The organism is Azospirillum aestuarii (assembly GCF_016632405.1).
Classification (GTDB): domain Bacteria; phylum Pseudomonadota; class Alphaproteobacteria; order Azospirillales; family Azospirillaceae; genus Azospirillum; species Azospirillum aestuarii.
Genome location: NZ_JAEPIV010000002.1, coordinates 278,861 through 296,259, shown reverse-complemented (window position 1 = coordinate 296,259; position 17,399 = coordinate 278,861). Strand labels below are relative to the sequence as shown.

The following is a 17,399-nucleotide window of genomic DNA, read 5'->3' as shown; positions in this document are numbered from 1 at the left end:
CGCCGGAGCCTGGCGCTATCCGATCCTTGCCAGCGGGAGAAGCCCGCACACCTGATCCTGATTGCCGCCCCTGACCGCCTTGGAGTTCGCGCCCAACGATGACCCACGCTTTCGCCAAGGACAGCCGCGCCTGCGCCGCCTGCGTTTCGTGGGGGGGCGACCGCGCCCTGTCGGACGACAACACGCTCGTCCATGTCGACCGCTACAGCGCGGAGGGGGAGTGCCGGACGGCGACCAGCCAGGATTACCGGAAGGTCACGCGCTCCTACCACACCTGCCAGACCTGGGCGCCGCTGCCGATGCTGAAGAAGCATGGCGGGCGCCCGGAGCGCCAGCCGGTCTTCGCCGGCCGTCCCGCGCCCGCCGCCGCGAAGCCGGTGCCGGAGGCTGTGGCGGCCGCACCGGTGCGCGCGGTCCCGGCCGCGGCACCCGCCGTTCCGCCGCCGCCCCCCGCGCCGCCGGTCTGCCGGTCGGAGCCGCTGGACCTCGACCAGATCCCGCAGATCGCCAGCCTGCTCTACGTCCATTGGCGGCGGGTCCGCCAAGGGCGTCCGATGCCGGAGGCGCGCGACATCGACACAGCCCAGATCCGTGAATGCGTGCCGCGCCTGTGCCTGATGGAGCCGCTGCGCGGCGGCGAGGATTTCCTCTACCGCGCCTGCGGGCGGGCGGTGCAGCGGCGGATCGGGCAGCGCGCGGTGCCGCGTCCGGTCAGTGATTGCCATCCCGCAGAGGCGGCGGAGCGCTTCAACGCCGACCTGCGCGCCTGCCTGGAGACGGGGGAGCCGCGCGGCCTTCTGGTGCGCGACGACCCGATGCTGCCGGGCGCGCGCTTCGTCGAACTGCTGCTGCCGCTGGCCGACGAGGACGGCCGCCCGGCCCGCGTGCTGGCCTTCCGGCACGTGCCGGGGGGCTGACGGAGGCGGCGGTGCCCTGGAGCGCGCAACCCCCGCCGGGAGGTCCGCCTCCCGAAGCGCCGAAGCCAGCGCCCGGCGGCGCCAAGCCGGCCGGTGGGGCCGACATGGTGGGGGTCTGGCCGTCCGCCGTCTGGATCGCCGTCGGCACGCTCTTCTATCTGGAACACCCGCAGAGCTTCGCCGGCTGGAAGGGCGCGCTCTATTATGTGGTCGGCACCGCCGTCGTGGCGCTGGTGATCGGGCTCGTCAGCCTGAACCTGCGCCGCGCCGTCGCCGGCATGCTGGCCGAGGTGTTTCCCCGCCGCGACCGTTTCACCGACCTTGTGAGCCTGATGCTGCGGCTGATGCTGGCGACCGCGGAGGGCATGCTGGTGGCCCTGCTCGCCCGCTGGACGCTGGGCGGACTGGGGTAGGGTGACCCTTCGCCAACAAATCGGCGCTACACTGGGCATCCCGGGACCGGTCGTCCCGGGGAGGGGGCATCATGCTGAACCTGTCCGCCTACTGGTCGCCGGCCGAACTGGCCGTCAACGGCGTCATCCTGCTGCATCTGGTCGGGGCGCTGGGGCTCGGCATCCTGATGGGATACGAGCGCTCCTTTCACGGGCGGGCGGCGGGGATGCGCACCTATGCGCTGGTCTGCCTCGCCTCGACGGCGCTGACCGTGGTCAACGCCTATCCGGGCCAGTGGTACGGCGGAATCGGCAGCGGCACGGGCGGCGACCCGACGCGGGTCATCCAGGGCATCGTGACCGGCATCGGCTTTCTCGGCGCCGGGGTCATCATGCGGGAAGGCTTTTCCATCCGCGGCCTGTCCACCGCGGCGTCGATCTGGACGGCGGCGGCGGTGGGGGTGACCATCGGGCTCGGCTTCTACGCCGCGGCCATCGGCGCGGCCTTCCTGGTCATCCTGGTGATGAGCGTCTTCCGCCGGCTGGAGACGGCGCTGCCCCACCACACGGTGGTCCAGGTGATGCTGGTGTTCGAGCGGGACCACGCGCCCCCGGCGGAGACGATCCGCGCCAAGGCGCTGGAGCACGGCTACGAGATCGTGTCCTGGGCCTTCCACCTGCGCAACGGCAGCGGCCACCTGGAATATCAACTCACGCTCCAGGCCAATGGCACGCCGGACCCGATGGAACTGATCGACAAGCTCGCCCACACCAGCCGCGTGGTGGAGTTCCGCCTGTCGCCGTCGCGCATGTGAGGGGCGGATGTGAGAGGCCGGCGCGCCTACTTGTCCAACAGGAAATAGGCGAAGTCGATGCTGGGCGCGGCCAGCCCGAACTGGGTCAGCAGCGTGTGCGCCTGCCCGCGGTGGTGGGTCTGGTGGTTGAAGACATGGGCCAGCACCGCGGAAAAGGGCATGGTGAAGGCCTGCCCGGCCAGCGAGCGGTAGTGGAGGTCCGTAGCGAAGCGCGCCTCCTCCTGCTCCGCCACGACGCGGATGAGGCGCTCGTCCTCCGCCTCGCGGGCGGCGCGCAGCTCGTCGAAGCCGTCATACAGGATCTCGTCCAGGGCGAAGGGCGTCGGCCCGTCCCCCTCGATGCGGCGCAGCCACACCCGGTCGGCCACCAGGATGTGGTTCAACGTTCCCCTTACTGAGCGGAAGAAGGCGCTGCGGTCCTCGCGGTACTGGGCGTCGGACAACTCGGCCGCCGCCGCGTAGAGGCGGCGGTTGGCCCAGCGGTTGTAACGCGCGAACCGTTCGAAATGCGCTTTCATCGCCCCATCTCCTGCGTTCAGACCCCGGCGCGCTTGGCCGACAGGCCGGCGGGGGACAGCAGCACCTCGCGCTTGCCCTGGTGGTTGGCCTGGCCGACCACGCGCTCCGTCTCCATCCGCTCGACCAGACGGGCGGCGCGGTTGTAGCCGATCTGGAGCTGGCGCTGGATGAAGCTGACCGACACCTTGCCCTCGCGCACCACGAGGTTGACGGCCTGCATGTAGAGATCGTCGCCGGAGTTGGTGCCGCCGCCCTCGTCGTCCTCGTCGGCGACCGCATCCTCCTCTTCCTCGGTGATGGCGGTGACGTAGTTGGGCGCGCCCTGCGACTTGATGCACTGCACGATCTCCTCGACCTCCGAATCGGAGACGAAGGGGCCGTGGACACGGGTGATGCGACCGCCGCCGGCCATGTAGAGCATGTCGCCCTGGCCGAGCAACTGCTCCGCCCCGGCCTCGCCCAGGATGGTGCGGCTGTCGATCTTGCTGGTGACCTGGAAGCTGATGCGGGTCGGGAAGTTGGCCTTGATGGTGCCGGTGATGACGTCCACCGACGGGCGCTGCGTCGCCATGATCAGGTGGATGCCGGCGGCGCGGGCCATCTGGGCGAGGCGCTGGATCGCCGCCTCGATCTCCTTGCCCGCCACCAGCATCAGGTCGGCCATCTCGTCCACGATGACGACGATGTAGGGGAGCGGCGTCGGCTCCTGCGGGGTCAGGTCGAAGACGGCCTCGGCCTCGCCGGGGACGGTGCGGCGGGGCATCGGCTCGCCGTTGGCGATCATCTCGGCGATGCGGGCGTTGTAGCCCTCGATGTTGCGCACGCCGAGCTTGGACATCGCCTCGTAGCGGCTCTCCATCTCGCGCACGGCCCAGCGGAGCGCGATTACAGCCTTCTTCGGGTCGGTCACCACCGGGGTCAGCAGATGCGGGATGCCGTCATAAACCGACAGCTCCAGCATCTTCGGGTCCACCATGATGAAGCGGCAGCGGTCGGGCGGCAGCCGATAGAGCAGCGACAGGATCATCGTGTTGATGGCGACCGACTTGCCCGAGCCGGTGGTGCCGGCGACCAGCAGGTGCGGCATGCGGGCGAGGTCGGCGACCACCGGCTCCCCGCTGATGTCCTTGCCGAGCGCGATGGCGAGATGGGCCTGGGACTCGGCGAAGGCCGCATGGTCGAACATCTCGCGCAGATAGACCATCTCGCGCACCGGGTTCGGCAGCTCCACGCCGATCACGCTGCGGCCCGGCACGATGGCGATGCGGGCGGTGACCACGCTCATCGAGCGGGCGATGTCGTCGGTCAGGTTGATGACCGTGGCCGACTTGGTGCCCGGCGCCGGCTCGAACTCGTAGAGCGTCACGACGGGGCCGGGGCGCACGTCCATGATCTCGCCGCGGACGCGGAAGTTCCGCAGCACCGTCTCCAGCATCCGCGCGTTGCGGGCCAGGACGGTCTCGTCATGCTGCTGCGGCGGGCGCGGCGGCGGATTCTGGAGAAGCGCGGTGCCGGGCAGGGCGTAGTGATCGCCCTCGCCGATGGGCAGCGCATCCTCGTCGGATTCGTCGCCGTCGTTGCCGTCATCGTCGCCGCCATCGTCGAGGGTGTCGGTGTCGTCGATGTCCTCCGCATCGTCCTCATAGGCCAAGGTGTCGTCCTCGGCTTCTTCCGACTCCGCTTCCTCGGGCAGGTCCTCGGCGTCGGGAATGAGGACGTCTTCCACGTCAGCAGGCGCGTCCACGGCCGCATCCGACGCCGGGGGCGGGACGGCGGATTCCGCGGGGCGCGCCTCATAGGCCCACTCGACGCCGGACAGGAAGGCGAAGCCGGCGACCACCGCCAGCGCCTCGTCGCCGAGGTTGGTCGAATAGACCGTGCCGGCGCGCGGGGTTCCGGGAAGCACCTCCACGTCCCACAGCAGCCGCCCGTCCGGGCGCGCGTTGGGGATCAGGTTGAAGGGGCGGCCGTTCAGCGCGCACCACAGATTGAACTCGTCGGCGGTGACGACTCCCGACTGGGTCACGGGCGCGGTCAGGTGGGGCGTGCGCGGCGTCATGCCGGGGCTCCCGGTTTCTGTTCGGTGGAGAGGGACTCGCCGTTTTCGGCGTCGTCGGGGGCGTCGTCGGTCTCGGTGTCCGCGGTCCCGTCGGGATCGTCGTCGATGTCGGCGCCCTCGTCCGCAAGCGACTCGGATTCGCTGTCCACCGTGTCGTCCGCCTCCGGCCCATCATCGGCAGGCCCGTCGTTGACAAGAACGTCCGGAATGTCGATCTCGAACTCCGCATCATCCTCCGCCGTGTCGGGGGTGAGCACGGCGCAGGGCGGTTCGTCCGGCGGCAGTTCGTAGGCGGCGACGAGGATCTTGTCGATGGTCTCGCCATCGCTGGACATCGGCAGGGCCAGCCGCTCCCAGGTCCGCATGACGCCGCTGAAATCGGCGGTGTAGACGCGGGCGACCGGCAGCCGCTCGCGCAGCAGCGAGGCGTATTCGGGGCGCAGGATCGCCCGCTGCTCCTCCGGCAGATCGTCCAGCGTGGCGCCCAGGCGCGAATGCCCGAAGGCCGCGGCGAGCGACTGGCCGTAATAGGAATAAACGAAGTCGTCGTCGCCGATGACCTCGAAAATCACAATATTATCCTTCCACGGCCGCAGGTCGGCCGGGGCGATGCTGCTGGACACCGGCGGCTTCCCGCCGATGCACTTGGTGAGCCAGAAGTCAAGCAGGCCGCTCAGGTGCGGCGTCGCCAGCTCGGTTCTTTCCTTGATCATGGATTGGGCGCGGAATTCTCGGGCGGCGCCCCGCGGGGCTACCCCCTGGAGCTTTCATGGACCGCCGGAACCATACCCGGAAGGGACGGGCAGGCGCAACCGCAAGGGACCGCCCCGTTCAAGCCGGCTTAACCCTGTCGCCCGGATGCCGCAGTGGCGGCGCGGGAACCTGTCTCTGTCGTTCGGTCCCCACGCCGCAAGAGCGCGTCACGCCGCGCAGGTCACCCCGGTTCCGCCCAGCCCGCAATAGCCCGCGGGATTCTTGGACAGATACTGCTGGTGATAGTCCTCGGCGTAGTAGAAGGGCGGGGCCTCGCGTAGCTCCGTCGTCACCGGGCCGAAACCGGCCTGCTGCAGACGGGCCTGATAGGACTCGCGGCTGGCCTCGGCGGCGGCGCGCTGGGCCTCCGTATGGGTGTAGATGGCCGAGCGGTACTGGGTGCCGACGTCGTTGCCCTGGCGCATGCCCTGCGTCGGGTCGTGCGCCTCCCAGAAGACGCGCAGCAACTCCTCGAACCCGACCTTGGCCGGGTCGTAGACGACGCGCACCGCCTCGGTGTGGCCGGTGCGGCCGGAGCAGACCTCCTCATAGGTCGGGTTGGGCGTGTGGCCGCCCTGATAGCCGACCATGGTCGTCCAGACGCCCGGCACCTTCCAGAATTTGCGCTCCGCCCCCCAGAAGCAGCCGAGCCCGAAGTCGGCGACCTCCAGCCCCTCCGGATAGGGCGGGGTCAGCGGGTTGCCGTTGACATGGTGGCGCGGCGGCACGGGAACCGGCGTGTCGCGTCCGGGCAGGGCCTCCTCCGCGCTGGGCAGCGCCAGGGGCTTGCGCATGAACATTCCGAGCATCTCGGCCTCTCCGATGGCGTAGGATTTGGGGATTATGTCGGGTCGCCCCGCCCCGGAGGCAAGTCGGCGCCTTTGCGCGGGAGCCTTCGGCGGCCCCGCGTGTTTACCCTTCGGAATGTTCAGTCCAAGGTGGAACCGCGGGAGAGAATCATGACGATCGACGACGCCACCCTCCAGCGCCTGATCGACAAGGGGCGCCAGCACGGCAACCGGCTCGGCATCGAGCAGCTCGGCCAGGACATGCCGGTGGAGACGATGACCCCGGAGGAAGTCGCCGTGGTGGTGGAGCGGCTGGAGGCCGCGGGCATCGACGTGGAGCTGACCGACGAACGGCTGAAGCGCCCGCGTGGCGGCGGCGATTACCGGCGCGGGGCCGGGGTGGTCGGCATCGCCACCCCGGCGGCTCCCGCCGTCTCCGCCCCCGGCGCCCGCCCGTCCGAACATGGTTGGGCCGACGAGGGGCTGGGCCACGCCCATGGCACGCATCACGGCTCCCGCCGGGCGCCGACCTGGGATCGCGGCGGGGTGGACATGCTGCCCGTCGTCTCGGTCATCGTGGTGGCGCTGGTGCTGATCATCGCCCTGGGCGGCTGAGGTCCGGCTTTCGGTCCGGCTCTCAACCCGGCTTCGCCAGGGCGTGGATGAGGATGGCTGCGGTCGCCGCGACGTTCAGCGACTGGATGCGGCCGGTGCCGGGCAGGGTCAGGATGTCCTCGCAGGCGGCGAGGGTGGCGGGGGGAAGCCCGTCCTCCTCGTTGCCCAGCACGACGGCGGCGGGCCGCTCCCCCGTGGCGAGGGCCGCCGGGTCGGTGACCACCGTACGGCCCCGGCCCAGCGCGGTTCCGGCCACCCGGTGGGAGTCGCGCAACCGCTTCAGGACCGTCGGCAGGTTGGACGCCCGGTACAGCTCCACCCATTCGAACCCGCCCTCGGCGACGCGGTAGGCGGATTCCGACGGCAGGGCCTGTCCGGGATGGTCGGACACCACGACGCGCCGCAGGCCGAAGAAGGCGGCGGTGCGCAGGATGGCGCCCAGATTGTGCGGGTTGCCGACCCCGTCGAGGATCAGCAGCGGCTGCCCGTCCACCGCCCAGCGCTTTGCCGCCTCGATGTCGAAGGCGGGCACCGGGCGCGGCGCGATCAGCGCGACCACCCCGCCGTGCAGAACCGTCCCGGCGACCTTGGCCAGCTCGTCGGCCTCCACCATGCGGTAGGGCTTGCGCGCCGCCGCCATCGCCTTGCAGAAGTCGCCGGTCTTCGCCTTCAGCCGCTCCTCGAAGAACAGCCGCTCCACCCGCGCCGCGTCATGGGCGAACAGGGCGGAGACGGCGGAGAGGCCGGCGACGCGGAACAGCTTGCCCGGCTCCTCCCGCACCTCCTCCCGGCGGATGTCCTTTCCGGCGCGGGCCGGACCCGGACGGGAGGGGCGGGCAGGGGACGGGCGGGCAGCGGACGGGACGGGCGGACGGCCGCGCGGGGTCGTCGGCTTCGGCATGATGGACTCGGGGGCTTCGGGGAACGGGCCGGCATTCTGGACCAACCCGTTCCCGAACTCAAAGCCCTCAGTGGTTTCCGTTCTTGCTCCGCGCGTAGCCGGCATAGGCCGCCGCCGCAGCGGCCGCGACCCCGGCGACGAGCAGCGGCGACACCCAGCCGGGCGGCGGGGTGCGGAAGCCGCCGGTGACGCCGCGGCCGCGCTCCACCGGGCGGAACAGGTTGCCGTCGCTGGTCGGGGCGGGCGGGGTCCGGCTGAAATGGCGGTGGGCGCCGTGGCCGGCGATCTTCTCCATCAGGCGCGGCGCCACCGCGTGCCCCAGCCGGGTCAGCGGGGTCATCGCCCCGACCATCGCCTGGGCGCGGGGGCGCAGGGCCACGGCCAGCACGGTGTCCGCCACGTCCTGCGGGTCGTCGTAGAAGGGGCTCTCCGCGTCCAGCTGATGGCCGGTGTAGTTGGCGCCGTGGGACATGCCCGGCGTGTCGGTGAAGAAGGGATAGACGCCGCAGACATGGATGCCCGGCGCGTCGACCAGCTCCGCCCGCAGGCTCTCCAATAGCCCTTCCAGCCCGAACTTGCTGGCGGCATAGGCGGCGGCGTAGGGGGCGGGCGCCCAGGCCCCGACCGACACCGTGTTGATGAGCACCCCATGCCCCTGCCGGCGGAACAGCGGAAGGACGGCGTGGGCGCCGTGCAGCGGACCGAAGAGGTTGGTCTCGACGACGCGGCGGTGCGCTTCCAGCGGCGTGTCCTCGAACCGTCCGACGGCCCCGACCCCGGCGTTGCTCACCCAGACGTCGATGCCGCCGAACATCTGCACCGCCCGGTTGGCCAGCCGCCGAACCGCCTCCGCGTCGGTGACGTCGGTGGGCACCACCTCGGCCTCGCCGCCCAATTCCCGGCATTCCTCGGCGACCTCGCCGAGCAGGGCCTCCCGCCGGGCGGCCAGCACCAGCCGGGCGCCCTCCCGCGCGAAGGTCAGGGCGGTGGCCCGCCCGATCCCGCTCGACGCGCCGGTGATGACCACCACGGCCCCGCGCACGCTGTCCATCCGTTCTCTCCCGTCAATGCCTCACTGCGGCATCAACAGGAAAGGACGGTCCGGCGTCGCGGTGCCATGGTGGAGTTGGGGTGGAGTTGGGGTGGATCAGATCAGCTTGATCGCCAGGAAGCCGCCGATCAGCGCGACGGCGAAGGCGGTGGTGACCAGCGTCAGCCGCTTCTCGATGAAGGCGCGCACCGGCTCCCCGAACCAGTAGAGCAGGGCGGCGACCATATAGAAGCGGATGGCCCGCGACAGGATCGAGGCGCCGATGAACACCCAGATGTTCAGCTTCGCGACACCCGCGGTGATGGTCAGCAGCTTGTAGGGGATGGGCGTCATGCCCTTGATGATGAGAATCTCCGCGCCGTATTCGACGAAGGTATGGCGCAGCGTCTCGAACTGGGCTTCCAGGTGGTAGAAATCGATGACCGCCTTGCCGATGGCCTCGTACAGGAAGTAGCCGATCATGTAGCCGGCGATGCCGCCCACCACCGAGGCCAGCGTGCAGATCGTCGCGATCCGCCACGCCGCCTGCCGGTTGGCGAGCACCATCGGCACCATCAGGATGTCCGGCGGGATCGGGAAGAAGGAGCTTTCCGCGAAGGAAACCCCCGCCAGCCAGGTGGTGGCGTTCTTCGAGGCCGCCTTGGCCATCGTCCAGTCGTAAAGGCGCTTCAGCATGCCGGTCGCAGCCCGTGTTGTGCCGGTGAGGGAGCCCCTGTTTTAGCGGGGGACCGGGCCAGCGGCTACGACCAATTCGGGGCGGCCCCGGAAAGGCTAAGCCATCGGCCTAGCGGGCCGCGGTCTTGTTTCCGGATTCGGCGGTGTCCGGCTCCGCCTTCTCGGGGTCGGCGCGCGACACCGGATCGCAGTCGCCGTCGCGGGAACCGCCGGGATGGCCGCCGGGCATGCCGCGGTAGCGGGTGTCCGGGTTGGACCCGCCGCCGCCGCTCTGCTCGTCGCAGAGAGGTTCGATGTCGGTCTTGCGGATGTCCTTGGGCTCGGCGTTCTTCTGCCCGGTGTGGTCGTCGGTCATGGCCGTTCTCCGGCTGCGGGAATGGAAACCGGGCAACAGGCCAGCGCCGTCCCGGTTCCCGTCCCGCTGACGCTCACTTCGACGCGGCTTCCAGATAGGCGATCAGGTCGGCCCGGTCCTCCGGCTTCGCCACCCCGGCGAAGGCCATGCGGCTGTCGGCAATGACCGCCTTGGGGTTGGCGAGATAGGGGTCGAGCGTCGCCGCGTCCCACTGGATGCCCGACGCCTTCAGCCCCTCGGAGTAGTTGGCGAAGCTCTCCACCGTGCCGGCCTTGCGTCCGAACAGCGCGTGCAGCGTGGGGCCGACGCGGTTCTTGCCCGCCTCCACCGTGTGGCAGGCCTTGCACTGGCGGAACAGCTTCTCGCCGTTCGCCGGATCGCCGTCGGCCAGGGCCGGAAGCGGCGCCGCGGCGAGAAGGATCAGGGTAGCCAGGGCTACAGGGGCGGCTGTGCGGGCGGCGGTGCGCATGGGTCGGAAGCCTCCTTCGTTTCGCCGCGGCGGAAGGTCGCGGCGTCGAGGGAGACTTTACGGATCGTCGGAGTCCGGGCCATTGGACTTTGGACCATTGGATTCCGCGCCTTTTTCAGACGGCTCCTCCGGCTTCAGCGCCTCGTCCAGCCAGGCGAGGTGTGGCGCGGCGGCGCGGCGGGCCTCCTCCTCCATGCGGCGGTAGCGGGCGATCACCTCCTGGCCGAAGGCGGTCAGGCCGGTCCCGCCGCCCTCCCGCCCGCCGACGTTGGTCCGCACCACCGGCTCGCGGAAGGCGGAATTCATGGTTTCCACCAGGAACCACGCGCGGCGGAAGGACATGCCGAGCGCCCGCGCCGCCGCGGAGATCGAGCCGGTGCGGTCGATCTCCTCCAGCAGGGACACCTTTCCGGGGCCGATGGCGCCGGAGGGGTGGAGGAAGCGCAGCCGGATGTCGGTCGTCATGTCCTGGGGTCTCGCCGGGAAACGGAAGGGTCTCCGCCCAAGGTATCATCTGCCGTCCAATGGCCGGTCCCGAATCTGGGGGCCTGCGCGTCTGCAACCAAAGTCGAATTTACCGGCCTTCCCCGAAACCGCGATAACGGCGGGGCGCTGTGACGGATACCGATCATCGGACGAACGGACACAGGGCGCACAACCCGCCAAACGTCATTCCATGACATTCAGTTCGGGCAATCCGCTTCGGGAGGAAACCGCCGTGATCCATCAGGCCCTGGAAACGCTCAGCAAGCAGGTCGCCATCCGGCCGCGCTACGACAACTTCATTGGCGGCCAGTGGGTGGCGCCGACGAAGGGCCAGTATTTCACCAACCTGACCCCGATCACCGGCAAGCCGCTGTGCGAGGTCGCCCGCTCCACCGCGGAAGACATCGAGAAGGCGCTGGATGCCGCCCACAAGGCCAAGGACGCCTGGGGCCGCACCTCCCCGGCGGAGCGCGCGCGCGTCCTCAACAAGATCGCCGACCGGCTGGAAGAGCGTCTGGACGTGCTGGCGCTGGCCGAGACGCTGGACAACGGCAAGCCGATCCGCGAGACGACCCACGCCGACCTGCCGCTCGCCATCGACCATTTCCGCTACTTCGCGGGCTGCATCCGCGCCCAGGAAGGCTCCATCGCGGAGATCGACAACACCACCTACGCCTATCATTTCCATGAGCCGCTGGGCGTCGTCGGCCAGATCATCCCGTGGAACTTCCCGCTGCTGATGGCGGTGTGGAAGCTGGCCCCGGCGCTGGCCGCCGGCAACTGCGTCGTGCTGAAGCCCGCCGAGCAGACCCCGATGGCCATCATGGTGATGATGGAGATCATCGCCGACCTGCTGCCGGACGGCGTCATCAACGTCGTCAACGGCTTCGGCGTCGAGGCCGGCAAGCCGCTGGCCCAGAGCCCGCGCATCGCCAAGATCGCCTTCACCGGCGAGACGACGACCGGCCGCCTGATCATGCAGTACGCCACGGAGAACATCATCCCGGTCACGCTGGAGCTGGGCGGCAAGTCGCCGAACATCTTCTTCAAGGACGTGATGGCCGAGGACGACGACTTCCTGGACAAGGCGCTGGAAGGCTTCGCCATGTTCGCGCTGAACCAGGGCGAGGTCTGCACCTGCCCCTCGCGCGTCCTGGTGCAGGAGAGCATCTACGACAAGTTCATGGAGAAGGCCCTGGCCCGCGTCGCGGCGGTCAAGCAGGGCAGCCCGCTCGACCCCGCCACGATGATCGGCGCCCAGGCCTCCATCGACCAGCTTGAGAAGATCCTCTCCTACATCGACATCGGCAAGGCCGAGGGCGCCAAGGTGCTGATCGGCGGCGAGCGCGCCCATCTGGGCGGCGAACTGGAGAGCGGCTACTACGTCCAGCCGACGGTCTTCGAAGGCCACAACAAGATGCGCATCTTCCAGGAGGAGATCTTCGGGCCGGTGGTGTCCGTGACCCCCTTCAAGACCGAGGAAGAGGCCCTCGCCATCGCCAACGACTCGCTCTACGGCCTTGGCGCCGGCGTGTGGAGCCGCGACGGCAACCGCGCCTTCCGCATGGGCCGCGCCATCCAGGCGGGCCGCGTGTGGACCAACTGCTACCACCTCTATCCGGCCCACGCGGCTTTCGGCGGCTACAAGCAGTCGGGCATCGGCCGCGAAAACCACAAGATGATGCTCGACCATTACCAGCAGACCAAGAACCTGCTGGTCAGCTACAGCCCGAAGGCCCTGGGCTTCTTCTAACCTCCCTGTCTCCTCCCTGACGACCTTGGGCCGGCGGCCATTCGGCCTCCGGCCCTTTTCTTGTCCGGCTGAATTCCTTCTGGGAGCATCCGCCCATGGTCGAACGAGTCGTCGCCACACCGGCGGCCCTGGAACTGATCGAAAAGCTGCGCGGGCTCTACGGGCCGCTGTTCTTCCACCAGTCCGGCGGTTGCTGCGACGGCAGCGCGCCGATGTGCTTCATGGACGGGGAGTTCCGCCCCGGCGGGCAGGACGTCCGGCTGGGGGAGATCGGCGGCTGTCCCTTCTACATGGGGGCGGCGCAGTTCGAATACTGGTCGCACACCCAACTCATCATCGACGTGGTGCCGGGCCGCGGCGCCAGCTTCTCGCTGGAGGCGCCGGAGGGCGTGCGCTTCCTCACCCGCTCCCGCCTGTTCTCCGATGGCGAGGTGGAGGCGCTGCGTTCCGATCCACGCGATATGACGAAAAAGACATAGCGACGTTCTGTGGAATGCGGTATGCAGGATTCGACTTTGGGACTTTCCCAGTCGGCACGGCCGCCGGGCGGTCTGATCCGTGTTCAGACCGGCTCCCCCGCGTGGCGGTGCATATGGAACCGAACTCAGGCGCCTTCCGCGACGGCGGAAGGCGCCTTTTTCGTGGCGTGGGAAACAGTCCCGCGCCGGACCATAGACCCCGGACCTTAGACCATGGTCGCATGCCCGCACCCCCGCGCCGGCTTTGCCCGGCGGGCGGCGCTGAAGTAACCTATAGGTCATCCGCCCACGGTCCCCGACCCGCGTTCCGCGCATAGGGGGGCGGCTTGGGGTGATGGATGCCATGCCGTTGCTTTTCGGGACCCGCATTGTGACCAGCCAACCGGCCTCGGACGCTCTCCTCTCCGATGCTTCGCCCAGCGCCTCTTTGCCCGGCCCTCCCGCGTCCAGCCCGTCCCTGCCGCGGGCCGTCTCCATGGCGGAGGACGCCCGAGCCGCCGCGCGGGAACTCTTTGACGGGTTGTGCGGACCGGACCCCGCCGCCGCGGCGGAGTTGGAGATGGTGTTGGTCTTCTGCTCCGCCCACTATGACCAGGCGGAGCTGGCGGCGGCGCTGGCCGAGCTGTTCGGGCCGGTGCCGGTGGTCGGCTGCACCACGGCGGGGGAGATCACGCCCTTCGGCTACGCCGCCGGGTCGCTGGTCGGGATCGGCTTTCCGCGCGCCGACTTCACCATCGCCACCCAGCGCATCGACGACCTCGACCGCTTTTCCATCGCCGAGGCGCCGCGTGTCCTGCGCAGCCTGATGGAGCAGCGCGACGTCGCCCTGGCCGCCCGTGCCGACGCCTTTCCCGACCATGGCAGCTTTGCCTTCCTGATGATCGACGGCATGTCGCGGGCGGAGGAGATGGTGGTCAGCGCGCTGCACAGCGTGCTGATGGACATCCCGCTGTTCGGCGGTTCCGCCGGGGACGAGTTGCGCTTCGAGCGCACCTTCGTCCTGCACGAGGGGCGGTTCCACACCAACGCCGCCGTGCTGATGCTGGTCACCACCGCGCGGCGCTTCGTCGTCTTCCGGACCGAGCATTTCGTGGCCTCCGACGCCAAGATGGTGGTGACCGGCGCCGACCCGCAGCGCCGCATCGTCACCGAGATCAACGCCGAGCCGGCGGGCCGCGAATACGCCCGCATGGTCGGGCTGGAGGGGGAACCGCTGACCCCTCTGATCTTCGCCGCCTATCCCGTCGTCGTGCGGGTGGGGGGCGAGTACCATGTCCGCTCCATCCAGAAGGTCAACGACGACGAGAGCCTGACCTTCTACTGCGCCATCGACGAGGGCATCGTGCTGACCGTCGCCCGTGGCGTCGATCCGGTGGAGAACCTGGAGGAGATGATGCGCAAGCTGGCCGCGGAGGTCGGCGGGCCGCCGGACCTCGTGCTCGGCTGCGACTGCATCCTGCGCCGGCTGGAGCTGGAGCAGCGGCAGCTCAAGCACGTCATGTCGGCGGCGCTGGCGCGGCACAACGTCATCGGCTTCTGCGCCTACGGCGAGCAGTACAACGCCATGCACGTCAACCAGACCTTCACCGGTGTCGCGATAGGTGCGCGATGACGCTCATCTTCGACTGGCGGGAACCGTCCCGCCCACCCGCCGACCCATCGCCACTCCCACTTCCGTCCTCACCGGACGAGCGCGGCCGGCTGGAGGCGCTGGAGCGCGAGAACGCCAAGCTCCGCCGCATCAACCAAGTGCTGATGGACCGGGTGGAACGGTCGATGGACGTGCAGGGGGGCGCCTTCTCCCTGTTCCAGACCGCCATCGTCCTGGAGCAGAAGGTGCGTGAACGCACGCTGGAACTGGAGCGCGCCCTGCGCGAGCTGGAGGACAGCCACCGCGCGCTGGCCCGCGCCAAGGAGCTGGCCGACACCATGCGCAGCCGCCTGTCGGAGGCCATCGAGTCGGTCAACGAGGGCTTCGCCATCTTCGACAGCGACGACCGGCTGGTCCTGTGCAACAGCAAGTATCTCGCCCTGTGGCCGGAAATCCGCGACCGCATCCTGCCGGGCATCCGCTTCCAGGAGATCGCCGAGCTGGCGGCCTCCTCGCGCACCATCGCCGACGCCTACCCGCGGCCCGACCGCTGGCTGTCGGAGCGGCTGGCCCAGCACCGCGCGCTGAAGGGGCCCTACGTCTACCGGCTGGCGGACGGGCGCTGGGTCCAGGTCAACGAGCGGCGGACCCGCGACGGCGGGGTGGTCGGCGTCTACACCGACATCACCGACATCAAGGAGCATGAGACCCGCCGCCGCGAGCGCGAGCTGGCCGAGAAGTCGGCGCTCCTGCAGGCGACGCTGGACAACATCGCCCAGGGGGTCGGGGTGTATGACCGCGACCAGCGGCTGGTCGCCTGGAACGAGCGCTTCACCGGCCTGCTGCGCCTGCCCGCCAACGTGGCGGAGCGCGGCGCGGGCTTCGCCGACTTCGTGCTGCACCACGCCGCACTCGGCGACCGTGGCCTGTCGCTGAAGGCGCTGATGATGCCGAGCTGCCTCGTCGAGCAGCCCTGGCTGGACGACACGGTTCTGGAGATCAGCCGCAATCCCATGCCGGGCGGCGGCTTCGTCCTGACCTTCACCGACATCACCGAGCGCAAGCGGGCCGAGCAGGCGCTGCGCGATAGCGAGGAGCGCATCCGGCTGGTCACCGACGCGGTACCGGCGCTGATCGCCTACGTCGACGCCGAGCAGCGCTTCCGCTTCGTCAACAAGGCCTACGAGGGCTGGTTCAACCGCAAGCGCGAGGAGATCGAGGGCCAGCCGATGTGGGCGGCGCTGGGCGACCTCTATTACGAGGTGCGGCGTTCCTACGTGCTGCGCGCGCTGGCCGGAGAGGAGGTCACCTTCGACCTGGAACTGCCCGGCGAGAACGGGTCGCCGCGCTACGCCGTCGCCACCTACATCCCGCATTTCGGCGAGCGGCGGGGCGGCGGAAAGCCGGAGGTTCTGGGCTATTTCGGCCTGATCCACGACATCACCGAGCGGCGCATGGCGGCGGAGGCCCTGGCCGACGCCAAGGACAGCCTGGAGCGCCGCGTCGTCGAGCGCACCGCCGAGCTGACCCGGCTCAACGGCCAGCTCCAGCAGGAGATCGCCGAGCGCATCGCGGCGGAGGAGGCCCTGCGGCTGGCCAAGGCGGAGGCGGAGCAGGCCAACCTGTCCAAGACGCGGTTTCTGGCGGCGGCCAGCCACGACCTGCTGCAGCCGCTGAACGCGGCGCGGCTGTTCGTCTCGGCGTTGGGCGACCTGGAGCAGCCGGAGCCGAACCGCGGGCTGGTCGACAACATCGACGTCGCCCTGGCCTCGGTCGAGGATCTGCTGTCGGCGCTGCTGGACATCTCCAAGCTGGACGCCGGAGCGGTGCGGCCGGAGATCGCCGATTTCCCGATCAAGAGCCTGTTCGGCGCGTTGGCCACGGAGTATGCGGCGGTGGCGAAGGAGCGCGGGTTGGACCTCTGCGTCGTTCCCAGCCACGCCGTGGTGCGCAGCGACATCCGGCTGCTGCGCCGCATCCTGCAGAACTTCCTGTCCAACGCCCTGCGCTACACCCAGGCGAAGAGGGCGGCGAAGAGGGGGGCGTGGGGCGGGGGCGGGCGCGTGCTGATCGGCTGCCGGCGGACGCGCGAGGGCTTGCGGATCGAGGTGTGGGACACCGGCCCCGGCGTGCCCGCCGACAAGCTGGGCGAGATCTTCCAGGAATTCCGCCGCCTCGACACGCCCTGCGCCAATGAACGGGTGCGCGGCATGGGCCTCGGCCTCGCCATCGTGGAGCGGGTGGCGCGGATGCTCGATCATCCCATCACCGTGCGGTCGCAGCCGGGGCGGGGATCGGTCTTCGCGGTGACGGTGCCCTTCGGGCGCTACGCCCGGCCGGTGCGCGCGCTGGAGGCGCCGGTGCAGACCGCCTCGAACCGGCTGGCCGGCACGCGGGTGCTGGTGATCGACAACGAGCCGGCGGTGCTGGCCGGGATGCGCGCCCTGCTGGAAGGCTGGGGGTGCAGCGTCGCCACGGCGGCGTCGGGCGACGAGGCGCTGGCCGGGCTGGGGGCGGTGGCGCCGGATGTGCTGTTCGCGGACTACCACCTGGACGACGGGGTGATCGGCTTCACCGAGATCGCGCGGGTGCGCGAGCGCTGCGGGGCGGATCTGCCGTCGGTCCTGATCACCGCCAACCGCACCGCCGAGGTGGTGGAGGAGGCGCAGGCCAAGGGCTGCCACGTGCTGAACAAGCCGGTGCGGCCGGCGCAGCTGCGGGCGGTGATGACGGGGTTGCTGGGGTAGCTTTCCTAGGGAGTGGTGGCGACGGGCCCCCCTC

18 protein-coding genes are annotated in these 17,399 nt (G+C 70.0%); 8 read left to right on the top strand and 10 right to left on the bottom strand.

Translation table 11 applies throughout. The features are described 5' to 3' along the window. Positions 1–98: 98 nt before the first annotated feature. The 3 genes from JJL56_RS06065 (at position 99) to JJL56_RS06055 (ending at position 2,124) form a co-directional block, all read left to right on the top strand. Positions 99–917 (top strand): PAS domain-containing protein, encoded by an 819-nt coding sequence (locus JJL56_RS06065; RefSeq protein ID WP_145622753.1) that lies wholly within the window; start codon positions 99–101, stop codon positions 915–917. Positions 918–1,021: 104 nt separating this feature from the next. Next, complete coding sequence (locus JJL56_RS06060) at positions 1,022–1,330, top strand: hypothetical protein (RefSeq protein ID WP_145622752.1); 309 nt, start codon at positions 1,022–1,024, stop codon at positions 1,328–1,330. A 71-nt stretch (positions 1,331–1,401) separates the two neighbouring features. Beyond that, on the top strand, positions 1,402–2,124 hold the full coding sequence (locus tag JJL56_RS06055; protein ID WP_145622751.1) for an MgtC/SapB family protein: 723 nt from the start codon (positions 1,402–1,404) through the stop codon (positions 2,122–2,124). A 26-nt stretch (positions 2,125–2,150) separates the two neighbouring features. On the opposite strand, the gene JJL56_RS06050 is transcribed toward JJL56_RS06055, so the two are convergent. The 4 genes from JJL56_RS06050 to msrA form a co-directional block, all read right to left on the bottom strand. Next, a complete protein-coding gene (locus JJL56_RS06050; protein WP_200484556.1) occupies positions 2,151–2,642 on the bottom strand; it encodes a DinB family protein in 492 nt (163 codons plus the stop codon). A gap of 17 nt (positions 2,643–2,659) precedes the next feature. Continuing rightward, complete coding sequence (locus JJL56_RS06045; RefSeq protein ID WP_200484555.1) at positions 2,660–4,702, bottom strand: DNA translocase FtsK; 2,043 nt, start codon at positions 4,700–4,702, stop codon at positions 2,660–2,662. Then, positions 4,699–5,415 carry a PAS domain-containing protein gene (locus JJL56_RS06040; protein ID WP_200484553.1) on the bottom strand — a complete coding sequence of 239 codons (717 nt, stop codon included), beginning with the start codon at positions 5,413–5,415 and terminating at the stop codon, positions 4,699–4,701. Before JJL56_RS06040 ends, JJL56_RS06045 begins: the two co-directional genes overlap by 4 nt. Positions 5,416–5,622: 207 nt before the next feature. After that, the gene (msrA, locus tag JJL56_RS06035) at positions 5,623–6,264 is read right to left on the bottom strand and encodes a peptide-methionine (S)-S-oxide reductase MsrA (protein ID WP_200484551.1); all 642 of its coding nucleotides are present in this window, start codon (positions 6,262–6,264) and stop codon (positions 5,623–5,625) included. Positions 6,265–6,414: 150 nt separating this feature from the next. Between msrA and JJL56_RS06030 the strand changes: the two genes are divergently transcribed. Then, a complete protein-coding gene (locus JJL56_RS06030; protein WP_145622748.1) occupies positions 6,415–6,858 on the top strand; it encodes an RNA polymerase sigma factor region1.1 domain-containing protein in 444 nt (147 codons plus the stop codon). 22 nt (positions 6,859–6,880) lie between these two features. Here the strand turns inward: JJL56_RS06030 and JJL56_RS06025 are convergent, their stop codons facing one another. From JJL56_RS06025 to JJL56_RS06000, 6 genes are all read right to left on the bottom strand, one after another. Then, positions 6,881–7,759 (bottom strand): TrmH family RNA methyltransferase, encoded by an 879-nt coding sequence (locus JJL56_RS06025; protein WP_247890962.1) that lies wholly within the window; start codon positions 7,757–7,759, stop codon positions 6,881–6,883. A 67-nt stretch (positions 7,760–7,826) separates the two neighbouring features. Further along, positions 7,827–8,810 (bottom strand): SDR family oxidoreductase, encoded by a 984-nt coding sequence (locus JJL56_RS06020; RefSeq protein WP_200484546.1) that lies wholly within the window; start codon positions 8,808–8,810, stop codon positions 7,827–7,829. Positions 8,811–8,906: 96 nt separating this feature from the next. Continuing rightward, entirely contained in the window at positions 8,907–9,485 is a 579-nt protein-coding gene (locus JJL56_RS06015) for a YqaA family protein (protein WP_200484544.1), read from the bottom strand. A gap of 109 nt (positions 9,486–9,594) precedes the next feature. Then, positions 9,595–9,840, bottom strand: coding sequence for a hypothetical protein (locus JJL56_RS06010; protein ID WP_145622744.1), 246 nt, complete (start codon positions 9,838–9,840; stop codon positions 9,595–9,597). 73 nt (positions 9,841–9,913) lie between these two features. Then, on the bottom strand, positions 9,914–10,309 hold the full coding sequence (locus JJL56_RS06005) for a c-type cytochrome (RefSeq protein WP_145622743.1): 396 nt from the start codon (positions 10,307–10,309) through the stop codon (positions 9,914–9,916). 57 nt (positions 10,310–10,366) lie between these two features. After that, positions 10,367–10,774, bottom strand: a complete 408-nt coding sequence (locus JJL56_RS06000) for a winged helix-turn-helix domain-containing protein (protein WP_145622742.1) — start codon at positions 10,772–10,774, stop codon at positions 10,367–10,369. 253 nt (positions 10,775–11,027) lie between these two features. On the opposite strand from JJL56_RS06000, the gene adh reads away from it, so the two are divergent. The 4 genes from adh (at position 11,028) to JJL56_RS32930 (ending at position 17,365) form a co-directional block, all read left to right on the top strand. After that, positions 11,028–12,548: an aldehyde dehydrogenase gene (gene adh / locus JJL56_RS05995; protein ID WP_145622741.1), complete on the top strand. Its 1,521-nt coding sequence runs from the start codon at positions 11,028–11,030 to the stop codon at positions 12,546–12,548. Between the two features lie 95 nt (positions 12,549–12,643). Next, on the top strand, positions 12,644–13,027 hold the full coding sequence (locus JJL56_RS05990; RefSeq protein ID WP_145622740.1) for a DUF779 domain-containing protein: 384 nt from the start codon (positions 12,644–12,646) through the stop codon (positions 13,025–13,027). A gap of 343 nt (positions 13,028–13,370) precedes the next feature. Then, on the top strand, positions 13,371–14,639 hold the full coding sequence (nosP, locus tag JJL56_RS05985) for a nitric oxide-sensing protein NosP (protein WP_145622739.1): 1,269 nt from the start codon (positions 13,371–13,373) through the stop codon (positions 14,637–14,639). Then, positions 14,636–17,365 carry a NahK/ErcS family hybrid sensor histidine kinase/response regulator gene (locus JJL56_RS32930; protein WP_247890961.1) on the top strand — a complete coding sequence of 910 codons (2,730 nt, stop codon included), beginning with the start codon at positions 14,636–14,638 and terminating at the stop codon, positions 17,363–17,365. Before nosP ends, JJL56_RS32930 begins: the two co-directional genes overlap by 4 nt. Positions 17,366–17,399: the final 34 nt, after the last annotated feature.